Below are 22,604 nucleotides of genomic sequence, written 5' to 3'. Positions count from 1 at the left end.
TCGGATGAGCAGGCCGGTGCTCCCTTTGCTGGGGCACCGGCTTTGCCCATTTGACATTTGCCAAATTTCCCGGCGCCGCCGCGCGTTACTGAAGTTTGCCCCGCCCGAGCAGCCGTCCCCGGAGACCGAATGCCGACGCAGATCCAGAACAATTTCCGCGTGCGGAAGACCTTCGCGAAAATCGCGAAGATCATCGACATTCCCAATCTCATCAACATCCAGAAGCAATCCTACGAGAAGTTCCTCCAGGCCGACATCGCCCCGGAGAAGCGTGAGGACCTTGGCCTTCAGGGTGTCTTCAAGTCCGTCTTCCCGATCCGGGACTTCAACGAGACCTCCTCGCTGGAGTTTGTGAGCTATCACCTGGAGAAGCCGAAGTACGACGTCGATGAGTGCCACCAGCGTGGAATGACCTACTCGGCGCCCATCAAGGTCGTCGTGCGCCTGGTCGTCTGGGACAAGGACGAGGAGACCGGCGCCCAGTCCATCCGCGACGTGAAGGAGCAGGAGGTCTACTTCGGCGAAATCCCGCTGATGACCCAGAACGGTACGTTCATCATCAACGGCACCGAGCGCGTCGTGGTGAGCCAGCTGCACCGCAGCCCGGGTGCGTTCTTTGACCACGACAAGGGCAAGAGCCACTCGTCGGGCAAGCTGCTCTACAACGCCCGCATCATCCCGTACCGCGGCTCGTGGATCGACTTCGAGTTCGACCACAAGGACCTGCTGTACGTGCGCATCGACCGGCGCCGCAAGCTGCCGGCCACCGTGCTCATCCGCGCCCTGGGCGCCGTCGGTGACACGGCGAAGAAGAACCCGCTCGACTTCAAGGGCTCCACCGAGGAGATCCTCAACTACTACTACGCCACCGAGACCATCTACCTGCAGAGCGCCGCGGACTTCGAGAAGTCCGTCGAGCTGGAGCTCCTGCCGGGTCAGCGCGCCACGCGCGACATCAAGACCAAGTCCGGTGAGCTGATCGTCAAGAAGAACCGCAAGTTCACGCGCGCCGCCATCAAGAAGCTCGAAGCGGCGAAGATGACCAAGCTGCCCATCGACGCGGACGAGCTCTTCACCAAGGTGTCCGCCTACGACGTGGTGGACGAGAACACCGGTGAGGTCATCCTCGAGTGCAACGAGGAGGTCTCCCAGGAGAAGGTGGACGAGCTCCTCAAGCGCGACATCAAGGAGTTCAAGGTCCTCTTCATCGACAACCTCAACGTGGGTCCGTACCTGCGTGAGACGTTGATGCTGGACAAGATCGAGTCGCCCGAGCAGGCCATCATGGAGATCTACCGGCGCCTGCGCCCGGGTGATCCCCCGACGCCGGAGACCGCGACGAACCTGTTCAGCAACCTGTTCTTCAACCCGGAGCGCTACGACCTGTCCAAGGTCGGCCGCCTCAAGCTGAACTTCAAGTTCAGCCTCGAGGAGCCTCTCGACGGTCAGATCCTGACCAAGCGCGACATCCTGGAGGTCATCCGCTACCTGATCGACCTGAAGAACGGCAAGGGCACGATCGACGACATCGACCACCTGGGCAACCGCCGCGTCCGCGCGGTGGGCGAGCTGCTGGAGAACCAGTACCGCATCGGCCTCGTCCGCATGGAGCGCGCGATCAAGGAGCGCATGAGCCTCCAGGAGATCGAGACGCTCATGCCGCACGACCTGATCAACGCCAAGCCGGTGACGGCGGTGATCAAGGAGTTCTTCGGCTCCAGCCAGCTGTCGCAGTTCATGGACCAGACGAACCCGCTCTCCGAGGTCACGCACAAGCGTCGTCTGTCCGCGCTCGGGCCTGGCGGCCTCACGCGTGAGCGCGCGGGCTTCGAAGTCCGCGACGTGCACCCGACGCACTACGGCCGCATCTGCCCCATCGAGACGCCGGAAGGCCCGAACATCGGCCTCATCGCGTCGCTGTCGACCTACGCGCGCGTCAACGAGTTCGGCTTCGTGGAGACGCCGTACCGCAAGGTGGACGCGGGCAGCGTGACGGGTGACGTGGCCTTCTACTCGGCGCTCGAGGAGGAGAAGCACACCATCGCCCAGGCCAACGCGGAGACGGACAAGAAGGGCAAGTTCGTCAACGCGCTGGTGCAGAGCCGCCGCAGCGGCGAGTTCGTCCAGGTCAAGGCCGAGGACGTGGACCTGATGGACGTGTCCCCGAACCAGCTGGTGTCGGTGGCCGCCTCCCTCATCCCGTTCCTGGAGAACGACGACGCGAACCGCGCGCTCATGGGCTCCAACATGCAGCGTCAGGCGGTGCCGCTGCTGCGCACCGCGGCCCCGCTCGTGGGCACGGGCATCGAGGCCATCGTCGCGCGCGACTCGGGCGTGACGTGCGTGGCCCGTCGTGACGGCATCGTGGAGTCGGTGGACGCCAGCCGCATCGTGGTGAAGGCGGACTCCAACGCGGCCCTGAGCGACGTGTCGAGCGAGGTCGACATCTACAACCTGCTCAAGTACCAGCGCTCCAACCAGAACACGTGCCTCAACCAGAAACCCATCATCCGCAAGGGTGACCGGGTGAAGAAGGGCGACGTGATCGCGGACGGTCCGGCCACCGAGACCGGTGAGCTGGCGCTGGGGCAGAACGTGGTCGTCGCGTTCATGCCGTGGCAGGGCTACAACTTCGAAGACTCCATCCTGCTCAGCGAGCGCATCCTCAAGGAGGACGTCTTCACGTCCATCCACATCGAGGAGTTCGAGTGCATCGCGCGCGACACCAAGCTGGGCAAGGAGGAGATCACCCGCGACATCCCGAACGTGGGTGAGGAAGCCCTCAAGGACCTGGACGAGAGCGGCATCATCCGCATCGGCGCCGAGGTGAAGCCCGGTGACGTGCTGGTGGGCAAGATCACGCCGAAGGGCGAGACCCAGCTGTCTCCCGAAGAGAAGCTGCTGCGCGCCATCTTCGGTGAGAAGGCCGGCGACGTGCGCGACAGCTCCCTGCGCGTGCCCCCGGGCGTCGTGGGCACCGTCATCAACGCCAAGGTGTTCAGCCGCAAGGGCGTGGAGAAGGACGAGCGCGCCAAGCAGATCGAGTCCATGGAGGAGGCGAAGCTCCTCAAGGACCAGAACGACGAGATCAAGGTCCTCCAGGACTCCGCGTACAGCCGCCTCCGCGGGCTGGTCCGCGGCAAGGAGGTCCAGGGCAAGCTCGTGGACGACAAGGGGAAGATCCTCCTGAAGAAGGGGGACATCCTCAACGACGAGCTGCTGGCCACGGTGCCGTACAAGTACTGGGGCGAGATCTCCGTCGGTGACCCGCTGGACGCGCGCCTGCGCGACATCCTGCGCAACCTGGAGGAGACGAAGGAGGCCGTGAAGCTGGCCTTCGGCGAGAAGATCGCCCGCATCAAGAAGGGCGACGAGCTCCCCCCGGGCGTCATCAAGATGGTGAAGGTGTACGTCGCCATCAAGCGCAAGCTGGCGGTGGGCGACAAGATGGCCGGCCGCCACGGCAACAAGGGCGTCGTGTCCCGCGTCCTCCCCGAGGAGGACATGCCGTACCTGGAGGATGGCCGTCCGGTGGACATCGTCCTCAACCCGCTCGGCGTGCCCTCCCGCATGAACATCGGGCAGATCCTCGAGGTCCACCTGGGCTGGGCCGCGAAGGGCGTGGGCGAGCAGCTGCAGCGCTACATCGAGGAGAACTTCAGCGGCGAGCAGCTCAAGAAGCAGCTGAAGACCGTCTACGACGACAAGGCCTTCGGCGACTTCGTGGACGGCCTGTCCGACCAGGAGGTCCAGGACCTCTGCCGCCGCCTGAAGAAGGGCATCCACGTGGCGACGCCGGTGTTCGACGGCGCTCGCGAGACGGAGCTGCACGCCCTCTTCGACGAGGGCCGCCTGCCTCGCTCCGGCCAGATGGTGCTCTTCGACGGCCGCACGGGTGAGCCGTTCGACCAGAACGTCACCGTGGGCGTGATGTACATGCTCAAGCTGCACCACCTGGTGGACGAGAAGATCCACGCCCGTTCCATCGGGCCCTACTCGCTGGTCACGCAGCAGCCCCTGGGCGGCAAGGCCCAGTTCGGCGGTCAGCGTCTGGGTGAGATGGAAGTCTGGGCGATGGAGGCCTACGGCGCGGCGTACACGCTGCAGGAGTTCCTCACGGTCAAGTCGGACGACGTCGTGGGCCGCACGCGCATGTACGAGGCGATCGTCAAGGGCGACAACGTCCTGGAGAGCGGCCTGCCCGAGTCGTTCAACGTGCTCCTCAAGGAACTCCAGTCGCTGGCCCTGGACGTGGAGCTGCTGGAGAGCGCGCCCCCGGAGCGGCAGCGCAGCTTCGGCGGTGACTTCCTGGGTGGCGGCGACGGCGAGGACCGGAAGTCGGGGACCGAGGCCTAGGCCTTTTCAAAGAAGCCGGTGCGCCCGCCTGACCGGCTGGCTGCTTCCTCGTGGAGGGGGCGGCTGGCCGGGCGCAGGGCGGGGGCCCGAAACGTTTGGCGCCTTGAGCGCTCATAAGTTTTCGGAGGCAACGTGAAGGACATTTTCAACTTCTTCGAGAAGCCGAAGGACCCGCTGTCGTTCAACGCCATCCGCATCGCGCTGGCGTCGCCCGACAAGATCCGCCAGTGGTCGCACGGTGAGGTGAAGAAGCCCGAGACGATCAACTACCGCACGTTCAAGCCGGAGCGGGACGGCCTGTTCTGCGCCCGCATCTTCGGGCCGGTGAAGGACTACGAGTGCAACTGCGGCAAGTACAAGCGCATGAAGCACCGTGGCGTCGTGTGCGAGAAGTGCGGCGTGGAGGTCATCCAGTCCAAGGTGCGCCGTGAGCGCCTGGGACACATCACGCTGGCCACGCCCGTGGCCCACATCTGGTTCCTCAAGTCGCTGCCCAGCCGCATCGGCAACCTGCTCGACATCACCCTCAAGGAGATGGAGAAGGTGCTGTACTGCGAGAGCTACATGGTCATCGACCCCAAGGCGACGCCGCTCCAGAAGGGCGAGCTGATCTCCGAGGAGAAGATGCACCGGCTCTTCCAGGAGCACGGTGAGGACTCGTTCAGCGCGGGCATGGGCGGCGAGGCCGTCCGCGAGATGCTCAAGTCCCTGGACGTGGAGAAGCTGTCCGAGGAACTGCGCAAGGACATGCGCGAGACCACCAGCGAGGCGAAGCGGAAGAAGTACGCCAAGCGCCTGAAGGTGGCCGAGGCGTTCCGCGTCTCCGGCAACAAGCCGGAGTGGATGATGCTGGACGTCATCCCCGTCATCCCGCCCGACCTGCGTCCGCTGGTGCCCCTGGACGGCGGCCGCTTCGCGACCTCCGACCTCAACGACCTGTACCGCCGCGTCATCAACCGCAACAACCGCCTCAAGCGGCTGCAGGAGCTGAACGCGCCGGACATCATCATCCGCAACGAGAAGCGGATGCTCCAGGAGGCCGTGGACGCGCTGTTCGACAACGGCCGCCGCGGAAAGACCATCACCGGCCCGAACAAGCGGCCGCTGAAGTCGCTGTCCGACATGCTCAAGGGCAAGCAGGGCCGGTTCCGTCAGAACCTGCTCGGCAAGCGCGTGGACTACTCGGGCCGCTCCGTCATCGTCGTGGGCCCCGAGCTGCGCCTGCACCAGTGCGGCCTGCCGAAGATCATGGCGCTCGAGCTCTTCAAGCCGTTCATCTACAACAAGCTTGAAGAGAAGGGCTACGTCACCACCATCAAGTCCGCGAAGAAGATGGTGGAGAAGGAGCGTCCGGAGGTCTGGGACATCCTCGAGGACGTGATCCGCGAGCACCCGGTGCTCCTCAACCGCGCCCCCACGCTGCACCGTCTGGGCATGCAGGCCTTCGAGCCCGTCCTCATCGAGGGCAAGGCCATCCAGCTGCACCCGCTGGTGTGCGCCGCGTTCAACGCGGACTTCGACGGCGACCAGATGGCCGTGCACGTGCCGCTCTCCATCGAGGCCCAGATGGAAGCGCGCGTGCTGATGATGTCGACGAACAACATCCTCAGCCCCGCGAACGGCAAGCCCATCATCGTCCCGACGCAGGACATGGTGCTCGGCATCTACTACATGACGCGCGCCCGCGAGTTCGCCAACGGCGAAGGCCGCGTGTTCGCGTCGCCGGACGAGGTGCGCGCCGCGTACGACCACGGTGAGGTCCACCTGCAGGCCAAGGTGGTGTGCCGCATCGACGGCAAGCGCAAGGAGACCACGGTCGGCCGCGTGCTGCTGTGGGAAGTCGTTCCGCGCCGCGTGGGCTTCGACGCCATCAACAAGGTGCTCGACAAGAAGTCGCTCGGTAACCTCATCGACCTCTGCTACCGCCTCACGGGCGAGAAGGAGACGGTGCTGCTGGCGGACCGCGTCCGCAGCGCGGGCTACTTCCACGCGACCCGCGCCGGTATCTCCATCGCGCTCAAGGACATGATCATCCCTGCGAAGAAGCAGGAGTTCCTGGACTACGCGCGCAAGGAAGTGGCGGAGATCGAGAACCAGTACCTGGAAGGCCTCATCACCGACGGTGAGCGCTACAACAAGGTTATCGATATCTGGGCGGAGATCACCGAGAAGGTCGCCCAGGAGATGATGCAGCAGATCTCCCAGGACGAGGCTTCCGGGGACGTGGACGGCAAGCGCGTGACGCGCAAGCAGCCCTCGTTCAACCCCATCTACATCATGGCCGACTCCGGCGCCCGCGGCAGCGCCCAGCAGATCCGCCAGCTGGCGGGTATGCGCGGCCTGATGGCGAAGCCCTCCGGCGAAATCATCGAGACGCCCATCACGGCCAACTTCCGTGAAGGCCTCTCCGTGCTCCAGTACTTCATCTCCACGCACGGCGCCCGTAAGGGCCTGGCGGACACGGCGCTCAAGACGGCCAACTCCGGTTACCTCACCCGCCGTCTCGTGGACGTGGCGCAGGACGCCATCATCAACGAGTACGACTGCGGCACCATGGACGGTCTGTTCATCGGCGCCCTGGTCGAGGGCGGCGAAATCATCGAGCCGCTGGGTGAGCGCATCCTGGGCCGCGTGGCCCTGGACGACATCCTCGACCCGGTGACGGGCGAGGTGCTGGTGCGCGCCAACGAGGAGATCGACGAGGAGCGCGTCCGCCGCATCGAGAACAGCGGTCTGGACAAGGTGAAGATCCGCTCGGTGCTCACGTGCCAGGCCAAGCGCGGCATCTGCGTGGAGTGCTACGGCCGTGACCTGGCGCGTGGCCGCAAGGTGTCCGTGGGCGAGGCCGTCGGCGTCATCGCGGCGCAGTCCATCGGTGAGCCGGGTACGCAGCTCACGATGCGCACCTTCCACATCGGTGGCGCGGCGACCCGTCGCGCGGAGCAGTCCAGCCTGGAGAACCGCTACGCGGGTTCCGTGAAGTTCGCGGGCCTGAACACGGTGCAGAAGGCGGACGGCACGCTGGTGGCCATGAACCGCAACGGCGAGATCGTCATCGTCGACGAGTCGGGCCGCGAGCGTGAGCGCTACCAGATCATCTACGGCGCCCGCATCCTGGTGAAGGAAGGCCAGAAGCTGGAGCCGGGCGTGCTGGTGGCCGAGTGGGACCCGTTCGCCATCCCGCTGCTCACGGAAGTGGGCGGTGTCGTGCGCTACGAGGACATCATCGAAGGCGTGACGATGTCCGAGACGCTCGACGAGGTCACGGGCCTGTCGCGCAAGACGGTCATCGAGTCCAAGGACCCGGAGGCGCGTCCGCGCGTCACCATCCGCGACGCGGCCGGCAACGTGAAGGACCTGCCGTCCTCCCGCAACCAGGCGAGCTACTTCCTGCCGCAGGGCGCGATCATCACGGTCAACGACCAGGATGAGATCTCCGCGGGTGAGGTCATCGCCAAGGTGCCGCGTGAGACCACGAAGACCAAGGACATCACGGGCGGTCTGCCCCGCGTGGCCGAGCTCTTCGAGGCGCGCAAGCCCAAGGACGCGGCGGCGATCGCGGAGATCGACGGCGTGGTGTCCTTCGGCAAGGACACCAAGGGCAAGCGCAAGCTCATCATCACCCCCGAGGTGAGCGGCGAGCAGCGCGCGGACCTGGCCAAGGAGTACCTGATCTCCAAGGGCAAGAGCATCAACGTCCACTCCGGCGATCGCGTGAAGGCCGGCGAGGCGATGATGGACGGCGCGGCCAACCCGCACGACATCCTCAAGGTGCTGGGCGAGAAGGAACTCGCGCGCTACCTGGTGGACGAAGTGCAGGAGGTCTACCGACTGCAGGGCGTGAAGATCAACGACAAGCACATCGAGACGATCGTCCGGCAGATGCTGCGCCGGGTGCGCGTCACCGACGTGGGCGACACCAACTTCCTGGTCGACGAGCAGGTCGAGAAGTGGGTGTTCGAGGAGGAGAACGAGAAGGTCATGTCCGAAGGGAAGCGCCCGGCCGTGGGCGAGCCCCTGCTGCTCGGCATCACCAAGGCGTCGCTCTCCACCGAGTCGTTCATCTCCTCGGCGTCGTTCCAGGAGACCACGAAGGTGCTCACCGAGGCCGCCATCAACGGCAAGGTGGACTACCTGCGCGGCCTCAAGGAGAACGTCATCATGGGCCGGCTCATCCCCGCCGGCACGGGCCTGCCGAACTACAAGCACCTCGACATCGAGGTGGAGAGCCCCACGGACGAGGTCAACGAGATGGAGGCCGCCCTGGCCGCCACCCACGGCGACACCGGCCCGCTGGCCCCTCCGCCGTCGCGGCCGGACACCCGGTCCACCGACGTCGCCTAGTCCTTCCTGAGAAGCGTCCCTGACGCTTCGTGAGTCAGCCGCCGTCCTGGTGTCATGCCGGGGCGGCGGCTTTCTCGTTTTGCACAGTCTGTCCCTGTTCGCTTGACACCATGGTGCGGTGCGTTAGGTTGACGCATCACGTTATGAAACCCGGAACAGCCGGGGGGGAGCACGACATGGCGACGACGAGTGCGAAGGCAGCGGAGAAGACGGGCGTGACGCAGAACGTGGAGGCCTTCCTGAAGGGGCGGTTCTCCGAAGCGCAGAAGCGGTTCCAGGGCCTGGAAGGGGAGGCGAACAAGGCCTTCCGTGCGCTGGAGACGCGCAGCCAGGAGGCGGCGAAGGAGGTCCAGGCCCTGTGGACGAAGGTGCAGGCCGGTGAGCTGCGCGCCGACCCCCGCGTCCAGGAGCTGACGAAGAAGGTGGACGAGGCGGGCGTGGAGCTGCGCAAGCGGCTGGATGGGCTCCAGGCGAAGGTCGTGGAGGCGGTGGGAGTTGCCAGCCAGTCCCAGGTGCAGCAGATCACCCAGGAGCTGGGCCGCCTGTCGAAGAAGCTGGATGTGCTCCTGAAGCCCACCCGGCGCTCGCACCCTTCGACCAAGAATTCGGGCGGCGCGGCGTCTTCTCCGCGCGCCTGAGCAGCGTTTTCATCACCCACGGGGTGTGCTTAGGTCGCAGACCCCTTTGAATGCCCTGGGTTCCTTCCAAGGGAAGGGCCCGGGCACTCCCGGAGCGACTTCATGGACAACAACACCGAGGCCCCCCGAGAGAAGCCCTCCGTGGCGGAGGCGTTCGAGCGGATCTGGAGCCAGGCGCTCCTGGCGGTGAACACGGCGGAGGAGGAGGCTTCCCGCGCCGTGCAGCGCGTGGCGTCCGTCGCGGGCTGGAGCCAGGACGAGGTGAAGCGTCAGGCCCGTGAGTTCGCGGAGCGGCTGACGGGGCACCGCAAGGACCTGGAGCACAACGTGGAGGAGCGGGTCCGCACGGCCCTGACCCTCCTGAAGCTGCCGCGCCGCGAGGAGTTGCAGGCCTTCGGTGCCCGCCTGGAGCGTCTGAACGAACGCATCCAGGCCCTGGAGCACCGTAAGTGAGTGGCCCCGCCGCCTCGGGCGGCAGGTCGCTGGGAACGCGGTTCTTCGCGGGGCTGCATGCCCTGAGCAGCGGGTGCTCCCGGCTCCCGCTGCTCGCGGGTGTAGCGCTCGTGGTGTCCGCGCGGGTGGTGCCCCTCCTGGAGGAGTCCGCCCCCCAGTCCGTGGTCCCCGAGGTGGTGGCGCAGGAGGCCGTCTCCGAGGAGGCGGCGCTCATCGACGCCGTGCTGGCCAAGCGGGCCCCGGACCTGGGGCTCACGCTGCGCCGGCGGCTGGGGCAGGCCATCGACGAGGAGTCGCGCCGCACGGGGTATGACCCGCTGCTGGTGCTGGCCCTCATCGACGTGGAGTCCGACTTCGAGGAGGAGTCCGTCTCCGAGAAGGGCGCCCGGGGCCTGATGCAGATCAAGCCCAGCACGCTGCACTTCCTGGCGGAGAAGGAGGGCCTGAAGCTGTCGCGCGAGGAGGTGGTGGCGGACCCTGCCGTCTGCGTGCGCCTGGGCATCCGCTACCTGCGCAACCTGCAGGGCCGCTTCGGCGGCGACCTGGACCTGGCGCTGATGGCCTACAACGCGGGCCCCACGCGCATCCGGGACGCCATGAAGGCCGGAGAGCTGGAGAAGTTCCGCCGCTACCCCCGGGCCGTGCGGCGCGACTTCCGCCGCTTCCGCGAGGGCCACGGCCTGGGCGGGGACTGGGCGCTGGCGCAGCGCGAGCCGCCCCCGCCGACGCCCGACGAGACGCCGACCGCGGCGCCCTGAAGCGGCCCCGGCGGTCCGACTGGAAGACGGGCGCCCGGGTGAATGTTCGGGGCGCCGGAGCGCTCCAAGCGGAGCCGTCCCCGCCTTGTTCCGCTCCCCCGGGTGCGCTAAGTCGTTCGCAAGCTCCCGGGACTGTTGAGGATTCCCAGGAGGAATGCCCCCATGCCCCGCCCGTCCGCCCGCATTGCCCTCACTGTCGCGGCTTCGCTCGTCCCCATGCTGGCCCTCGCCGGTTCGGTCTTCCTGAACGGCGTGAAGATCGACGGGGTGACGAACACGCGCTTCGAGAAAGCCACCGTCCGCATCGACGCGGAGGGCAACGTCCACATCGACGCGCCGGGGTACGCGGCCCGCGTGACGACCGTGACGCCCACGCCCGCGCCGCCTTCCACGCCTGCGCCTCCGGTCGCCGCGGCTCCGGACGCGGGGGTCGTCGCGCAGGCCCCCGCGCCGGCCGCTCCCGCCGCACCCACGTCCGTGACGGGACGCATCACCCAGCGCTACTGGCTGGTGACGGAGCAGACGACGCCGGGCATGACGGACTTCGACATCGACGTGTACGTGAACTCGCGCTGGCTGCGTCGTTTGCGCAACAACGAGGACCAGGTGGTGGTGGATATCACCAGCCAGTTGCGCCCCGGCGCGAACGCGGTGACGCTGATTGCGCGCAAGCAGATGACGGGCAGCCGTCGCAGCACGTCCCCGCAGAACGTCTTCAAGGTGATCATCGGCGAGGGCAACGAGGGCGGCGGCAACGTGATGATTGACACGCCCCTCATCCGCTTCCAGAAGACGGCTGCGGACGCGCAGGACGCGACCGAGGAGTTCACCCTCACCACCCGCTAGGGTGCGCGGGAAGGGAGACGACGGTGTTCACCATCGACGAGCGCTACCGGGGCCTCCCCGCGAATCGCGACCAGGTGCTCGCGCTGCACCTGTCCCTCAACACGCCGCACGTGGCGATCCCCGGCAAGCAGGCCGGGCCCGCGCAGGCCTTCGTGGTGGGGCTTCGCGGAGGGCAGGGCGCGGGCGTCTTCGTGTACCTGTACCTCGTGGAAGCGGGGGACTGCGCGGTGTACGTGTCCGGCCGCCGCATCCAGTCCGCGGACGAGCTGCGGGAGGACGAGGACGACGCGCTCGCATTCGTGGAGTCGCTGGGCTTCATGATGGACAACGCGAACTGGCGCGCCGCGGCCCCCGCGCAGCAGGACGAGTGGCTCAAGACGCTGCCCGTGTTCTTCCGGGAGCCCACGCTCGTGCCCGCCGTGAAGGCCCGCGCCGAAGAGAAGCGCAACGTCGCCACCACCCTGGGCCGCTTCCTGGCCGCGTTCTGACCCTCCACCCCGGATTGGCACCCATGTCCCGCATCACTTCCTCCTGCTTCCTCGCGTTCGCGCTCGCGTCGGCGGGCTGCGCGCACGTCCCCACGGAGAAGGAGCGCCGGAGCTCGGAGATCCACTACGACCTGGGCATCCAGGCCCAGCAGCACGGCCACGTGCAGGACGCGCTCGCGGAGTACCAGAAGGCGCTGGAGCAGAACCCGGACAACCCGGAGGCCCACAACGCGGTGGGGCTCCTGCTGCACCTGTCCTTCCGGCGGCTCGACGAGGCGTCGTCCCACTACGAGCAGGCGCTGAAGATCCGGCCGACCTTCTCCGACGCGCGCACCAACCTGGGCAACCTGCGCCTGGACCAGGGCCGCTACGACGACGCGATCAAGCTGTACGAAGAGTCGCTCAACGACATGCAGTACCGCTACGGCTTCTCCGCGCAGAACAACATGGGGTGGGCGCTCTACAAGAAGGGCGACACGGTGAACGCGCTGCAGAACATCAAGGCGGCCATCACCACCAACCCGGAGTTCTGCCTGGGCTACAAGAACCTGGGCATCATCTACGACGAGACGGGCAAGACGGAGGAGGCGTGCCGGCAGTTCGCCCACTACCGTGAGAAGTGCCCGGAGGTGGCGGAGGCCTACCACCGCGAAGGCGTGTGCCAGGCGAAGCTCGGGCGGGTGGAGGAGGCGAAGAAGGCGTTCGCGGGCTGCGAGGCCAAGGCCCAGCCCAACGAGCAGGTGCTCAAGGACGACTGCCGCTCACTGCTGGACCACCTCTAGGCGCGGGGGCCCCGAAAGACCGTGGACCACGTCGACTTCGGCAAATACCTCAGCCAGCAGCGCGAGCTTCGCGGCCTGTCGCGCGAGGACGTCTCCCGGGAGACGAAGATTCCCCCCAGCCTCGTCGCGGCGCTGGAGGCAGGGCAGGTGGAGCGGCTGCCCGAGCGCGTGTTCGTGCTGAACTACATCCGCGCGTACGCGCAGGTCATCGGACTGTCGCCGGAGGAAGCGGCGCTGCGCTACGAGGAGGTGGACCGGGCGGTGCCCGCGCCTTCGCCGGCGCAGCTCGAGAAGGCACGGCGCAAGCGGGCGTACGTCATCCTGGCCGTCCTGCTGGCGGTCCTGCTCCTGGGCGCGGCCCTGTTCCTGGTGCTGACCGGGAAGCTTCCGCCCCCCACGGCGCGTTAAAGAGGGGTTATGGAGCGGTACGCCGACGACGCGTTCGTGCTGTCCACGGTCGACTATGGTGAGTCCGACCGGCTGGTGACGTTGCTGACGCGCGAGCACGGCAAGCTGACCGCGTTCGCCGCGGGAGCGCGCAAGAGCAAGCGCCGGTTCGCGGGTGCGCTGGAGCCGTTCATGCGGCTGCGCGTGCAGCTCGTGGAGACGCGCGGCAGCACGGTGCGGCTGGACTCGGCGGACATCGTCGCGGGCTTCTATGCGGCGCGCGAGGACCTGTCGCTCATCGCCCGCGCGCTGTACGCGGTGGAGCTGTGCCGCGAGCTCACGCGCGACCACGAGCCGCACCCGGAGCTGTTCGAACTGGTGGAGGGCTACCTGCACCGGCTGGACGCGAAGGAGGCCGGGCCCACGTCGCTGCTCGCGTTCGAGCTGGCGGCGCTGGCGCAGGCGGGCCTGATGCCGCGCTTCGACTCCTGCTCGCTGTGCGGCGGTCTGCCCGGCGAGCGGCCCCGGTTCGATCAGGGCCATGGTGGCGCGGTGTGCGAGCCGTGCGGCGGCCGCGCGCGTGACTCGGTCGCGGTGCCGGTGGCGCTGCTGTCCGGCCTGCGTTCGCTCCAGGAGGGTGCGCGCACGCCGCTGCCTCCGGACCTTCGCGCGCGGGCGCGGGGGCTGCTCAACGTCTTCATCGCGCACCACCTGGGCCGCAAGCTCAAGAGCGTGGACTTCATGGCGCAGGTGGGCCTGGACTGACGGGCAGCGCGCGGTCCCCAGGGGGAAGTGTCATGCACGAGGCCGGACCGCTGGACGTGGTGTGTGTCGGCGAGACGCTGGTGGACTTCCTTCCCGTGTCGGGCGGCGCCACGCGCGTGCGGGACGTGGAGGCCTGGAAGCCATCACCGGGTGGCTCGCCGGCCAACGTCTCCGTGGGGCTCGCGCGGCTGGGGCTGCGCTCGGCGATGGTGGGCGTGGTGGGCTCCGACGAGTTCGGCCACTTCCTGCGCGACCGGCTGGCGGCGGATGGCGTGGACGTGAGCCGCCTGCGCCAGGTGGACCACGCCCGCACGGGCCTGCTGTTCGTCTCGCTGGACGCGCATGGCGAGCGCAGCTTCACGTACTTCCGGACGCGTTCGGCGGAGTTCCTGCTGGATGACTCCGACGTGGACGGCGGCTTCGTGCGGCGTGCGAAGGCACTGCACTGCGGCTCCAACTCCCTGCTCCTGCCGGAGGCGCGCGAGGCGATGGTGCGCATGCTCACCCTGGCGCGTGAAGCCGGGATGCTGGTGAGCTGTGATCCGAACCTGCGGCTCCACGTATGGGAACGGCCTGAAGAGCTGCGCGTCCTGCTGGGCCGCATGCTGCCGCTGTGCACGGTCGTGAAGCTGTCCGAGGAGGAGATCCACTTCGCGACCGGTGAGCACTCGCCCGAGGCGGCCCTGCGGGTGCTGGCCGCGCAGGGTGTGCGGCTGCCGGTGGTGACGCTGGGCCCGCGCGGCGCCATGTTCCTCTGGCAGGGCGAGGCCCTCTCCGTTCCCGCTCCCCAGGTGACGGTGGTGGACACGACGGGCGCCGGGGACGGCTTCGTATCCGCGATGCTGAGCGGGCTGGTGCGCGGGTATGGCGACGCGCGCTCGTTGGAGGGGGCGACTCGCGAGGATCTGATCGCGCTGATGACCTTCGCCGCGGGCGTGGGCGCTCGGGTGGTGACGAAGCTGGGCGCGGTATCGGCGCTCCCCATGGCCTCCGAGGTCGAAGGCCTTTTGCCCTCGCTTTCCGCCGCGCGACGCAGCGCACGCTGACGGGAAGCGCCGGGCCGGGTCAGGCTCGCGTGCTTCGCTGCGTCCGCCGTGGCCCACCATCCCACGCAGGAGGGACCGATGAGTGACACCCGAGAGAACGCTTCTTCCGCCCCGGCGCGGGTCCGGGGGCTGGAGCAGGTCGACCGGCTCTCCGTGCCCCTGCCGCACGGCACCGAGGTCACGACGCGCGTGGAGCGCGTGGCGTCCGGAGGCCGGCGCATCCCGCAGGGCGTGGTCGGCCGCGTGGTGCGCGCGCATGACGGCGGCTTCGACGTGCAGATCGTCGGCGTGGGCGAGGTGTGGTTCGCGCGCGACGAGCTGGTGCCCCGGCGCGCGGGACAGGTGCAGTTCGCCCAGCGGCGCGAGGCGGCCTGGGGCGCGCTGCGGCCGTGCGTGGTGCTGGAGACGCGCGTGGGCAGTCATGCGTGGGGGCTCGCGGACGAGCACTCCGACGTGGACGTGCGCGGTGTCTTCGCGTTGCCCCTGCCGTGGACGCTGGGCCTGGGGCAGCCGCCGCAGGACCTGGTGAGCGCGGACGGCAGCACCACGTACTGGGAGGTCCGCAAGACGGTGGAGCAGGCGCTGCGCGCGGATCCGAACACGCTGGAGACCCTCTTCGTCCCTGGCGCGACGCCGGTGGATGCGCTGGGCACGTGGATGCTGGAGGCGCGCGAGGCGTTCGTCTCCAAGGCCATCTTCGGCAGCTTCGGCCGCTACGCCATGAGCCAGCTCGACAAGCTCACCCGCAGCCAGCGGCTGGCGGAGCACCGCGACCTGCTCCTCGCGTGGCTGTGCGAGGAGCCCACGCCGGACCTGGACGAGGTGGCCCGGCGTCTGGCCGCCGTGTCGCCTCGCGCCGCGCCCACGCCCGAGGACGCGGTGCTCGCGGCGAAGACGTACGTCAAGCAGCTCTACCGCTCGCTCTGGGACCAGGGGCTGCTCGCGGCCAACGACTTCGCGGCGCTTACTGCGTACGCGCGCGGCGGGGGGCAGCGTCCTCCGTCCGCCCGGGAGCTGCGGCCGAAGAACGCCTACAACCTGCTGCGGCTGGTGGCACTGGCGACGGGGTGGCTGCGTGACGGAGTGCCGACCTTCGAGGCGACGGGGGCGTTGAAGGCGCGGCTGCTCGACATCAAGGGCGGGCAGGTGCCACTGGAGGACGTGCTGCGTGACGCGGAGGCGATGGCGCCGGAGCTGGAGGCCGCGCACCGCGAGAGCCGGCTGCCGGAGCATCCGGACTACGCCCGCGCGGACCGGCTGCTGCGGCGCGTGGGAGACGAAGTGGCGCGGCGCTGGGTCTTGAAGACGCCTGGACCGCTGGGCCGTGATGCGCCGGAAGCCCCGGCACTGGAAGGAGGGACGGAATGAAGGGCAGGGTGACGGAACATCAGGAACGGATGGCGGACCGCGTGCTGGACGCGGAGTCCCTTCAGCGCGAGCACCTGGTCATCTCGCTGTCCGGCGCGCATGCGTACGGCTTCCCGTCGCATGACAGCGACCTGGACCTCAAGGCCATCCACATCGCGCCCACCGCCGCGCTCCTTGGCCTCCAGCCCCGGCACGTGCCGGCGGAGCGGCTGGAGGTGCTGGAGGGCGTGGAGGTGGACTACTCATCCAACGAGCTGCAGCCCGTGCTGCTGGGCATCCTCCAGGGCAACGGCAACTACATCGAGCGCGTGCTGGGCGCCATCACCGTGCGGGCCCTGCCGGAGCTGGAGACGCTGCGGCCGCGGGTCCGGGCCGTGCTGTCGCGGCGCATCCACCGGCACTACCGCGGCTTCGCCCAGGGACAGCTGCGCGAATGGGAGAAGAGCTGCTTCCGCTCCGTGAAGAAGCTGCTGTACGTGCTGCGCACCACGCTCACCGGAACGCACGCGCTGCGCACGGGCGAGGTGGAGACGGACGTCAACGTGCTGCTGGAGCCGTATGGCTTTGGCGAGGCCCGCGCGCTGGTGGAGCGCAAGCGGAGCGGCGAGCGGATCGAGCTGACCGACGCGCTCAGCGAGCATTGGCAGCGGGAGGTGACGCGCGCCTTCGCGGTGCTGGAGGCGGCGGACGCGGCCTCGGTGTTGCCGCTGGAGCCACAACCTGCCGCCGTGGCTGCGCTCGAGGGCTGGATGCTCGACGTGCGGCGCCAGCGGTTCGGCGTCTAAACCGCTTTCCCAGGGCTCCTGGCTCCGGGGGGCGGGCCGTCTGGAAAGACGAGCATCGACCTGGAGGGGCGCGGCGGGTAACATCCGCCCCGCCATGAGCATGCAGGCTGGCGCCGGAGAAGATCCCGACCGGGGGCGGCGCATCGGAAAATACGAGATCCTCACCCGCCTCTCGATGGGAGGGATGGCGGAGCTGTTCCTCGCGTTCACCTCCGGCCCCGGCGGCTTCCGCAAGTTCGTGGCGGTGAAGCAGATCCTCCCCGACATCAAGAAGGACGACCAGTTCGTCAAGATGTTCCTCGACGAGGCGCGCATCACCGCGGCCTTCTCGCACGCGAACATCGGCCAGGTGTTCGACCTGGGCGAGGAGGACGGCGAGCTGTACCTCGCCATGGAGTTCCTGCCCGGCCAGAACCTGGAGCAGGTGGTGAAGATGGCGGAGCGGCGCAAGTACGCGCTGCCGCTGGGCTTCAGCGCGCGCGTCATCCGCGACACGTGCCTGGGCCTGCACTACGCCCACCACTTCATGGATCCGTCGGGCCGCCCCGTGGCGGTGGTGCACCGCGACGTGTCGCCGAAGAACGTCATGCTCACCTACGACGGCGTCGTGAAGGTGATCGACTTCGGCATCGCCAAGGCGCGCGGCAAGCTGGGCCGCACGCAGGTGGGCACCGTGAAGGGGACCAGCGGCTACATGTCCCCGGAGCAGGTGCGCAACAAGGACCTGGACGGCCGCAGCGACCAGTTCTCCACGGGCGTGATGTTGCACGAGCTGCTGGCCGGACAGCGCCTGTTCAACGCGCCGGGCGAGGCGGCCGTGATGATGCAGATCGTGGACGGGGACATCCCCGCGCCGCGCTCGCTCAACCCGGCCGTGCCGGAGGCCCTGGAAGCAGTGGTGCTCAAGGCGCTGTCGCGCGATGCGGCCCAGCGCTTCGGCACCTGCCGGGAGATGGCGCGCGCCATCGAGGCCACGCTGGGCGCCGAGCTGTTCGACGAAGACCAGATGACCGCCGTCATGGGCGAGCTCTTCGAGGAGAAGCGCCAGAAGACGCGCACCCTCCTGGAGCTGGCCAGCCGCGCCGAGGATGCCCGCGTCAGCGAGGCCGCCGGTGCGCTCCAGGCGGAGGAGGGCACGGACCAGGCCGCCTCCGCGGCCACCGCGCAGGTGAAGTCCCCGCACGCGGAAGCCCCGCAGCCGGACGTCGCCGCGTCCTTCAAGCCCACGCCCGTCCGCCGTGCCGCCGCCGAGCCCGCGACGCCCGCCCCGCGAGCGACCCCGCGCCCCGCCGTGGAAGCCCCCGAGGCCCGCGCCTCCCGCGTCAACACGCCGGCCGTCACGCCACGAGCACAGCGCCCCGCGGGCTCGGACGCGGCGCCCATTCCCCGGGTGATCCGTCCTCCCGCTGACGCCGTGCGGCCCTCGAGGGCGCGTCCCAGCACGCGGCCGGAACCCGCCGAAGCGCGGAATGCGGCCCAGGCCGAGTCGCCGCTGCTGGATCCGCCCAGCGACCTCCAGACGCAGCGCTTCCGCACCCGTCCGGCGCGGGGCGCCGCGCGTCCTGCCCGCCCTGAGCATGAGGAGGAGGCGGAGGTCGCCGAAGCGCCTCCCGCGGCCGCGCCTGCCCGTGAGGGCTCCGGCTGGGGCATGCGGCTGTTGCTGCTCCTCATCCTGGGCGGCGTGGGCTACCTGGCGACGCTCGAACCCGTGCGCCGCGTGTTCATGCCGGCGTACGACTCCGCGAAGCAGTGGGTGAAGGCGGAGCTGGATCCGGCCCCGCCCGTGGACCCCGCCGCGAACGGGCAGTGGCCGCCGAAGCCCTCCGGTCCTCCGCCGGGCTTCGTCCAGAAGACCGAGACCCCCGAGCCCGAGAAGGCGCCGGAGGTGGAGCCGACTCCGCCCGAGCCGGTGGTGGACGCGACGCCCGTCGACACGAAGAAGACGCCCGCGGGCAAGGGGGGCCGCAAGACGAAGCCGGCCGCCAGCGCTCCGGAGGCCACTGCCACCGCGCCCGTGGTGGCGAAGGCCGAGCCGCGCCCCGCGAAGCCCGAGCCCTCGGAGCGGCCCCCGGAGCCCGTCACCACCGTCACGCAGGCGGAGAACCCGGAGGTGCTCGACACCTCCACCGCGAAGGGCGCGGCGAAGGCGGGCCTGGGCTGGTTGACGCTCTACACGGTGCCGAAGAACGCGGCGGTGTTCGACGGCGCCACGCAGCTGGGGACGTCCCCGTTGATCAAGTTCCCCCTGCCCATCGGGACGTACCGGCTGCGCGTGGTGGACCCTCAGGACCCCGGCGGGACGAGCAAGCTGTTGTCCGCTCCCATTCGTCCGGGCGAGGTGACGAAGCTGCAGATTCGACTGGCCGACCTCCCGGCCTACGCGGACTGACGGCCGTCCTTGACGCTCCTGGACCCCCTCACTAGGGTCCGCCGCGTTTAGCCTCCGCCTTCGACGCACTGCGAGAAGGACTCGCCATCATGTATTTCCAGGACCTCATCCTCACGCTCCAGAAGCACTGGGCCGACCAGGGATGCATCGTCACCCAGTCGTACGACACGGAAGTCGGCGCGGGCACGATGGCCCCGTACACGTTCCTCCGCGCGCTCGGTCCCGAGCCCTGGAACGTCGCGTACGTGCAGCCCTCGCGGCGTCCCGCCGACGGCCGCTTCGGTGAGAACCCGAACCGCCTGTTCCAGCACCACCAGTTCCAGGTCATCCTCAAGCCCGCGCCCAAGAACGTCCAGGAGCTGTACCTGGAGTCGCTGCGGAAGATCGGGATGGATCCGCTGGAGCACGACATCCGCTTCGTGGAGGACGACTGGGAGTCGCCCACGCTGGGTGCCTGGGGCCTGGGCTGGGAGGTGTGGTGCGACGGGATGGAGGTGACGCAGTTCACCTACTTCCAGCAGTGCGGCGGCTTCGACTGCCGCCCCGTGTCCGCGGAGCTGACGTACGGGCTCGAGCGCCTGATGATGAACCTGCAGAGCGTGGAGAACGTCTACGACATCGAGTGGGTCAAGGGCGTGAAGTACCGCGAGGTCTTCCACGCGAACGAAGTGGAGATGAGCAAGTACGCCCTCCACGAGTCCGACCCGCAGATGCTCTTCTCGATGTTCGACGCGTACGAGAAGGAGTGCAAGCGGCTCATCGAGCGCCACCTGCCAATCCCCGCGTACGACTACGCGCTGAAGTGCTCGCACACGTTCAACCTGCTGGACGCGCGCGGCGCCATCTCCGTCACCGAGCGCGCCAACTTCATCAAGCGCGTGCGTGACAACGCGCGCCTGTGCGCGGAAGGGTATCTCCAGATGCGCGAGCGGCTGGGCTACCCGCTGACGAAGACGCCGTGGACCGTGGGTGAGCAGCCGCCGGTGCTGGAGGGCAAGCCCGCCAGCGACTACTGGAAGACGGTGCAGCTCAACAAGCCGGTGGAGAAGAAGGAGAAGGCGGAGGTGGCCCGTGGCGCGTGATCTGCTGCTGGAGGTCGGTGCCGAGGAGATCCCGGCGTCGTTCATCGTCCCCGCGCTGGAGGACCTGAAGCGCGTGCTCACCGAGCGCATGGCCGACGCCCGCCTGAAGCACGGCGAGGTGCGCACGTTCGGCACGCCGCGCCGGCTGGCCGTCCTGGTCCGCGACGTGGCGGACGCGGGCGAGGACATCACGAAGGAGGTGCTGGGCCCCAGCGCCAAGGCCGCCTTCGACGCGCAGGGCAAGCCCACCAAGGCCGCGGAGAAGTTCGCCGAAAGCCTCAAGCTGTCCGTGGACGCGCTCGGGCGCACCACCACGGCCAAGGGCGAGTACCTCTCCGCGCGCGTGGAGGAGAAGGGCCGTCCGGCGGAGGCCATCCTCCAGGACGCGCTGCACGCGGCGGTGCACGGCATCAGCTTCAAGAAGTCCATGCGCTGGGGTGACGTGGACACGGCCTTCGCGCGCCCGGTGCAGTGGCTGGTGGCGCTCCTGGGCGACACGGCGCTGCCGGTGGTGCTGGGCGACGTGAAGGCGGGCCGCACGACCTACGGCCACCGCTTCCTCGCGCCGGGCGCCATCACGCTGAAGGCGCCCTCGGACTACGAGGCCGCGCTGGAGAAGGCGCACGTGGTGGCGGACATCGCGAAGCGCCGCGCGGAGCTGCTGCGTAAGGTGAACGCCGCCGCCGCTTCGGCGGGTGCCCGGCTGCTGGAGGACGAGGGGCTGGTGGACCAGGTGACGAACCTGGTGGAGCTGCCGAGCCCCGTGGTGGGCAGCTTCGAGGAGCGCCACCTGGACCTGCCGCCGGAGGTGCTGGTGCAGGAGATGAAGAGCCACCAGCGCTACTTCTCGCTGACGGACGCGAAGGGGAAGCTGCTGCCGCGCTTCATCGCCGTGTCCAACACGCCGGTGCGCGACGAGCAGCTGTCCCTGCGCGGCTACCAGCGCGTGCTGGCGGCGCGGCTCGCGGACGGGCGCTTCTTCTTCGACGAGGACCGCCGCACGCCGCTGGCCGACCGCGTGGAGAAGCTGGGCCGCGTGGTGTGGCAGGGCCAGCTGGGCACGTACCTGGAGAAGGTGGAGCGCTTCCGCGCGCTGGCGGGCTGGCTGGCCCAGGCGACCGGCAGGGCAGGGGAGGCGGCCACGGTGGAGCGCGCCGCCACGCTGTCCAAGGCGGACCTCGTCACCGGCATGGTGGGTGAGTTCCCGGAACTCCAGGGCGTGATGGGCCGCGAGTACGCGAAGGCGGGCGGCGAGCCCGACGCGGTGGCGCTGGCCATCTTCGAGCACTACCTGCCCCGCGGCGCCGAGGACGCGCTGCCGTCGCAGGACGCGGGCGCGCTCATCGGCCTGGCGGACCGGCTGGACTCGCTGTGCGGCATCTTCGCCATCGGCAAGGCGCCGTCCGGCGCGGCGGATCCATTCGCGCTGCGCCGCGCGTGCCTGTCCATCATCCGCATCGTGCTGGGGCGCGGCTACCGCTTCAGCCTGTCCGCCGCGGTGGACGAGGCGCTGCGCCTCCTGGCCCCGAAGCTGGCCAACGTGAAGCGCAAGCCGGGTGAGGCGGCCCCGCGCGAGCAGGTGCTGGAGTTCTTCCGCGGCCGCCTCAAGGCGCTGTGGGGCGAGCAGCACCGCACGGACGTCGTGGAGGCCGTGCTGGCCGTGGGCTTCGACGACCTCGTCGCGGCGAAGAAGCGCCTGGAGGCCCTGAGCGTGCTCGTGGGCCACTCGGACTTCCAGCCGCTGGCGGCGGCGTTCAAGCGCGTGGTCAACATCGTGGAGAAGCAGGGCAAGGACGTGGCGGGCGGGCAGACCAACCCGCAGCGCTTCACGGACGAGCCGGAGAAGAACCTCCACACCGCCTTCACCCAGGCCCGCGACAAGGTGGGCGAGCGCGTGCGCGCGGACGATTTCGCCGGGGCGCTCAAGGAGATCACCGGCCTGAAGCCCGCCGTGGACACCTTCTTCGACAAGGTGATGGTGATGGCCGAGGACAAGGACCTGCGGGAGAACCGCATCCGGTTCCTCACGGAGATTGGCGCCCTGTTCAACCAGGTGGCGGACTTTTCCAAGATCCAGGCCGAAACCGCCGCGGCGGCCTGAGGCCCGGCCGCCCGTC

General features: G+C 68.9%; 16 protein-coding genes. All 16 read left to right on the top strand.

Annotation, left to right across the window (positions count from 1 at the left end; translation table 11 throughout):
• Nucleotides 1-129 precede the first annotated feature (129 nt).
• Nucleotides 130-4,356 carry a DNA-directed RNA polymerase subunit beta gene (gene rpoB / locus JYK02_RS35790; protein WP_207057455.1) on the top strand — a complete coding sequence of 1,409 codons (4,227 nt, stop codon included), beginning with the start codon at nucleotides 130-132 and terminating at the stop codon, nucleotides 4,354-4,356.
• 132 nt (nucleotides 4,357-4,488) lie between these two features.
• Nucleotides 4,489-8,700, top strand: coding sequence for a DNA-directed RNA polymerase subunit beta' (gene rpoC, locus JYK02_RS35785; RefSeq protein WP_207057454.1), 4,212 nt, complete (start codon nucleotides 4,489-4,491; stop codon nucleotides 8,698-8,700).
• A gap of 176 nt (nucleotides 8,701-8,876) precedes the next feature.
• Nucleotides 8,877-9,338 (top strand): hypothetical protein, encoded by a 462-nt coding sequence (locus tag JYK02_RS35780; protein ID WP_207057453.1) that lies wholly within the window; start codon nucleotides 8,877-8,879, stop codon nucleotides 9,336-9,338.
• A gap of 102 nt (nucleotides 9,339-9,440) precedes the next feature.
• A complete protein-coding gene (locus JYK02_RS35775; RefSeq protein WP_120526755.1) occupies nucleotides 9,441-9,791 on the top strand; it encodes a phasin family protein in 351 nt (116 codons plus the stop codon).
• Nucleotides 9,788-10,549: a transglycosylase SLT domain-containing protein gene (locus JYK02_RS35770; RefSeq protein WP_207057452.1), complete on the top strand. Its 762-nt coding sequence runs from the start codon at nucleotides 9,788-9,790 to the stop codon at nucleotides 10,547-10,549. The genes JYK02_RS35775 and JYK02_RS35770 overlap by 4 nt, the downstream gene beginning before the upstream one ends.
• 162 nt (nucleotides 10,550-10,711) lie before the next feature.
• Entirely contained in the window at nucleotides 10,712-11,395 is a 684-nt protein-coding gene (locus JYK02_RS35765) for a hypothetical protein (RefSeq protein WP_207057451.1), read from the top strand.
• 23 nt (nucleotides 11,396-11,418) lie between these two features.
• Nucleotides 11,419-11,883 carry a social motility and stimulation tgl protein gene (locus tag JYK02_RS35760; protein WP_120549802.1) on the top strand — a complete coding sequence of 155 codons (465 nt, stop codon included), beginning with the start codon at nucleotides 11,419-11,421 and terminating at the stop codon, nucleotides 11,881-11,883.
• A gap of 23 nt (nucleotides 11,884-11,906) precedes the next feature.
• Entirely contained in the window at nucleotides 11,907-12,665 is a 759-nt protein-coding gene (gene tgl / locus JYK02_RS35755; RefSeq protein WP_207057450.1) for a social motility TPR repeat lipoprotein Tgl, read from the top strand.
• Between the two features lie 21 nt (nucleotides 12,666-12,686).
• Nucleotides 12,687-13,073, top strand: a complete 387-nt coding sequence (locus JYK02_RS35750; protein WP_207057449.1) for a helix-turn-helix domain-containing protein — start codon at nucleotides 12,687-12,689, stop codon at nucleotides 13,071-13,073.
• Nucleotides 13,074-13,082: 9 nt separating this feature from the next.
• Nucleotides 13,083-13,817 carry a DNA repair protein RecO gene (recO, locus tag JYK02_RS35745; protein ID WP_207057448.1) on the top strand — a complete coding sequence of 245 codons (735 nt, stop codon included), beginning with the start codon at nucleotides 13,083-13,085 and terminating at the stop codon, nucleotides 13,815-13,817.
• Between the two features lie 32 nt (nucleotides 13,818-13,849).
• Nucleotides 13,850-14,863 (top strand): carbohydrate kinase family protein, encoded by a 1,014-nt coding sequence (locus tag JYK02_RS35740; protein ID WP_207057447.1) that lies wholly within the window; start codon nucleotides 13,850-13,852, stop codon nucleotides 14,861-14,863.
• Nucleotides 14,864-14,941: 78 nt separating this feature from the next.
• The gene (locus JYK02_RS35735; protein ID WP_207057446.1) at nucleotides 14,942-16,231 is read left to right on the top strand and encodes a DNA polymerase beta superfamily protein; all 1,290 of its coding nucleotides are present in this window, start codon (nucleotides 14,942-14,944) and stop codon (nucleotides 16,229-16,231) included.
• The gene (locus JYK02_RS35730) at nucleotides 16,228-17,016 is read left to right on the top strand and encodes a nucleotidyltransferase domain-containing protein (RefSeq protein WP_207057445.1); all 789 of its coding nucleotides are present in this window, start codon (nucleotides 16,228-16,230) and stop codon (nucleotides 17,014-17,016) included. Before JYK02_RS35735 ends, JYK02_RS35730 begins: the two co-directional genes overlap by 4 nt.
• 184 nt (nucleotides 17,017-17,200) lie before the next feature.
• The gene (locus JYK02_RS35725; protein ID WP_431603521.1) at nucleotides 17,201-19,405 is read left to right on the top strand and encodes a protein kinase domain-containing protein; all 2,205 of its coding nucleotides are present in this window, start codon (nucleotides 17,201-17,203) and stop codon (nucleotides 19,403-19,405) included.
• Between the two features lie 89 nt (nucleotides 19,406-19,494).
• Nucleotides 19,495-20,487, top strand: coding sequence for a glycine--tRNA ligase subunit alpha (glyQ, locus tag JYK02_RS35720; RefSeq protein WP_207057443.1), 993 nt, complete (start codon nucleotides 19,495-19,497; stop codon nucleotides 20,485-20,487).
• On the top strand, nucleotides 20,477-22,588 hold the full coding sequence (gene glyS / locus JYK02_RS35715; RefSeq protein ID WP_207057442.1) for a glycine--tRNA ligase subunit beta: 2,112 nt from the start codon (nucleotides 20,477-20,479) through the stop codon (nucleotides 22,586-22,588). Before glyQ ends, glyS begins: the two co-directional genes overlap by 11 nt.
• Nucleotides 22,589-22,604 lie beyond the last annotated feature (16 nt).

Source organism: Corallococcus macrosporus (assembly GCF_017302985.1).
Lineage (GTDB): Bacteria > Myxococcota > Myxococcia > Myxococcales > Myxococcaceae > Corallococcus > Corallococcus macrosporus_A.
The sequence above is the reverse complement of the archived record's forward strand: the minus strand, read 5'-3'. Positions and strand labels throughout refer to the sequence as shown.

Excerpts from the sequence above, each read along its gene's own strand:
- rpoB (WP_207057455.1), top strand. The coding sequence starts at position 130 with ATGCCGACGCAGATCCAGAACAATTTCCGCGTGCGGAAGACCTTCGCG.
- JYK02_RS35780 (WP_207057453.1), top strand. The coding sequence starts at position 8,877 with ATGGCGACGACGAGTGCGAAGGCAGCGGAGAAGACGGGCGTGACGCAG.
- JYK02_RS35775 (WP_120526755.1), top strand. The coding sequence starts at position 9,441 with ATGGACAACAACACCGAGGCCCCCCGAGAGAAGCCCTCCGTGGCGGAG.
- JYK02_RS35765 (WP_207057451.1), top strand. The coding sequence starts at position 10,712 with ATGCCCCGCCCGTCCGCCCGCATTGCCCTCACTGTCGCGGCTTCGCTC.
- tgl (WP_207057450.1), top strand. The coding sequence starts at position 11,907 with ATGTCCCGCATCACTTCCTCCTGCTTCCTCGCGTTCGCGCTCGCGTCG.
- recO (WP_207057448.1), top strand. The coding sequence starts at position 13,083 with ATGGAGCGGTACGCCGACGACGCGTTCGTGCTGTCCACGGTCGACTAT.
- JYK02_RS35740 (WP_207057447.1), top strand. The coding sequence starts at position 13,850 with ATGCACGAGGCCGGACCGCTGGACGTGGTGTGTGTCGGCGAGACGCTG.
- JYK02_RS35735 (WP_207057446.1), top strand. The coding sequence starts at position 14,942 with ATGAGTGACACCCGAGAGAACGCTTCTTCCGCCCCGGCGCGGGTCCGG.
- JYK02_RS35730 (WP_207057445.1), top strand. The coding sequence starts at position 16,228 with ATGAAGGGCAGGGTGACGGAACATCAGGAACGGATGGCGGACCGCGTG.
- JYK02_RS35725 (WP_431603521.1), top strand. The coding sequence starts at position 17,201 with ATGGCGGAGCTGTTCCTCGCGTTCACCTCCGGCCCCGGCGGCTTCCGC.
- glyQ (WP_207057443.1), top strand. The coding sequence starts at position 19,495 with ATGTATTTCCAGGACCTCATCCTCACGCTCCAGAAGCACTGGGCCGAC.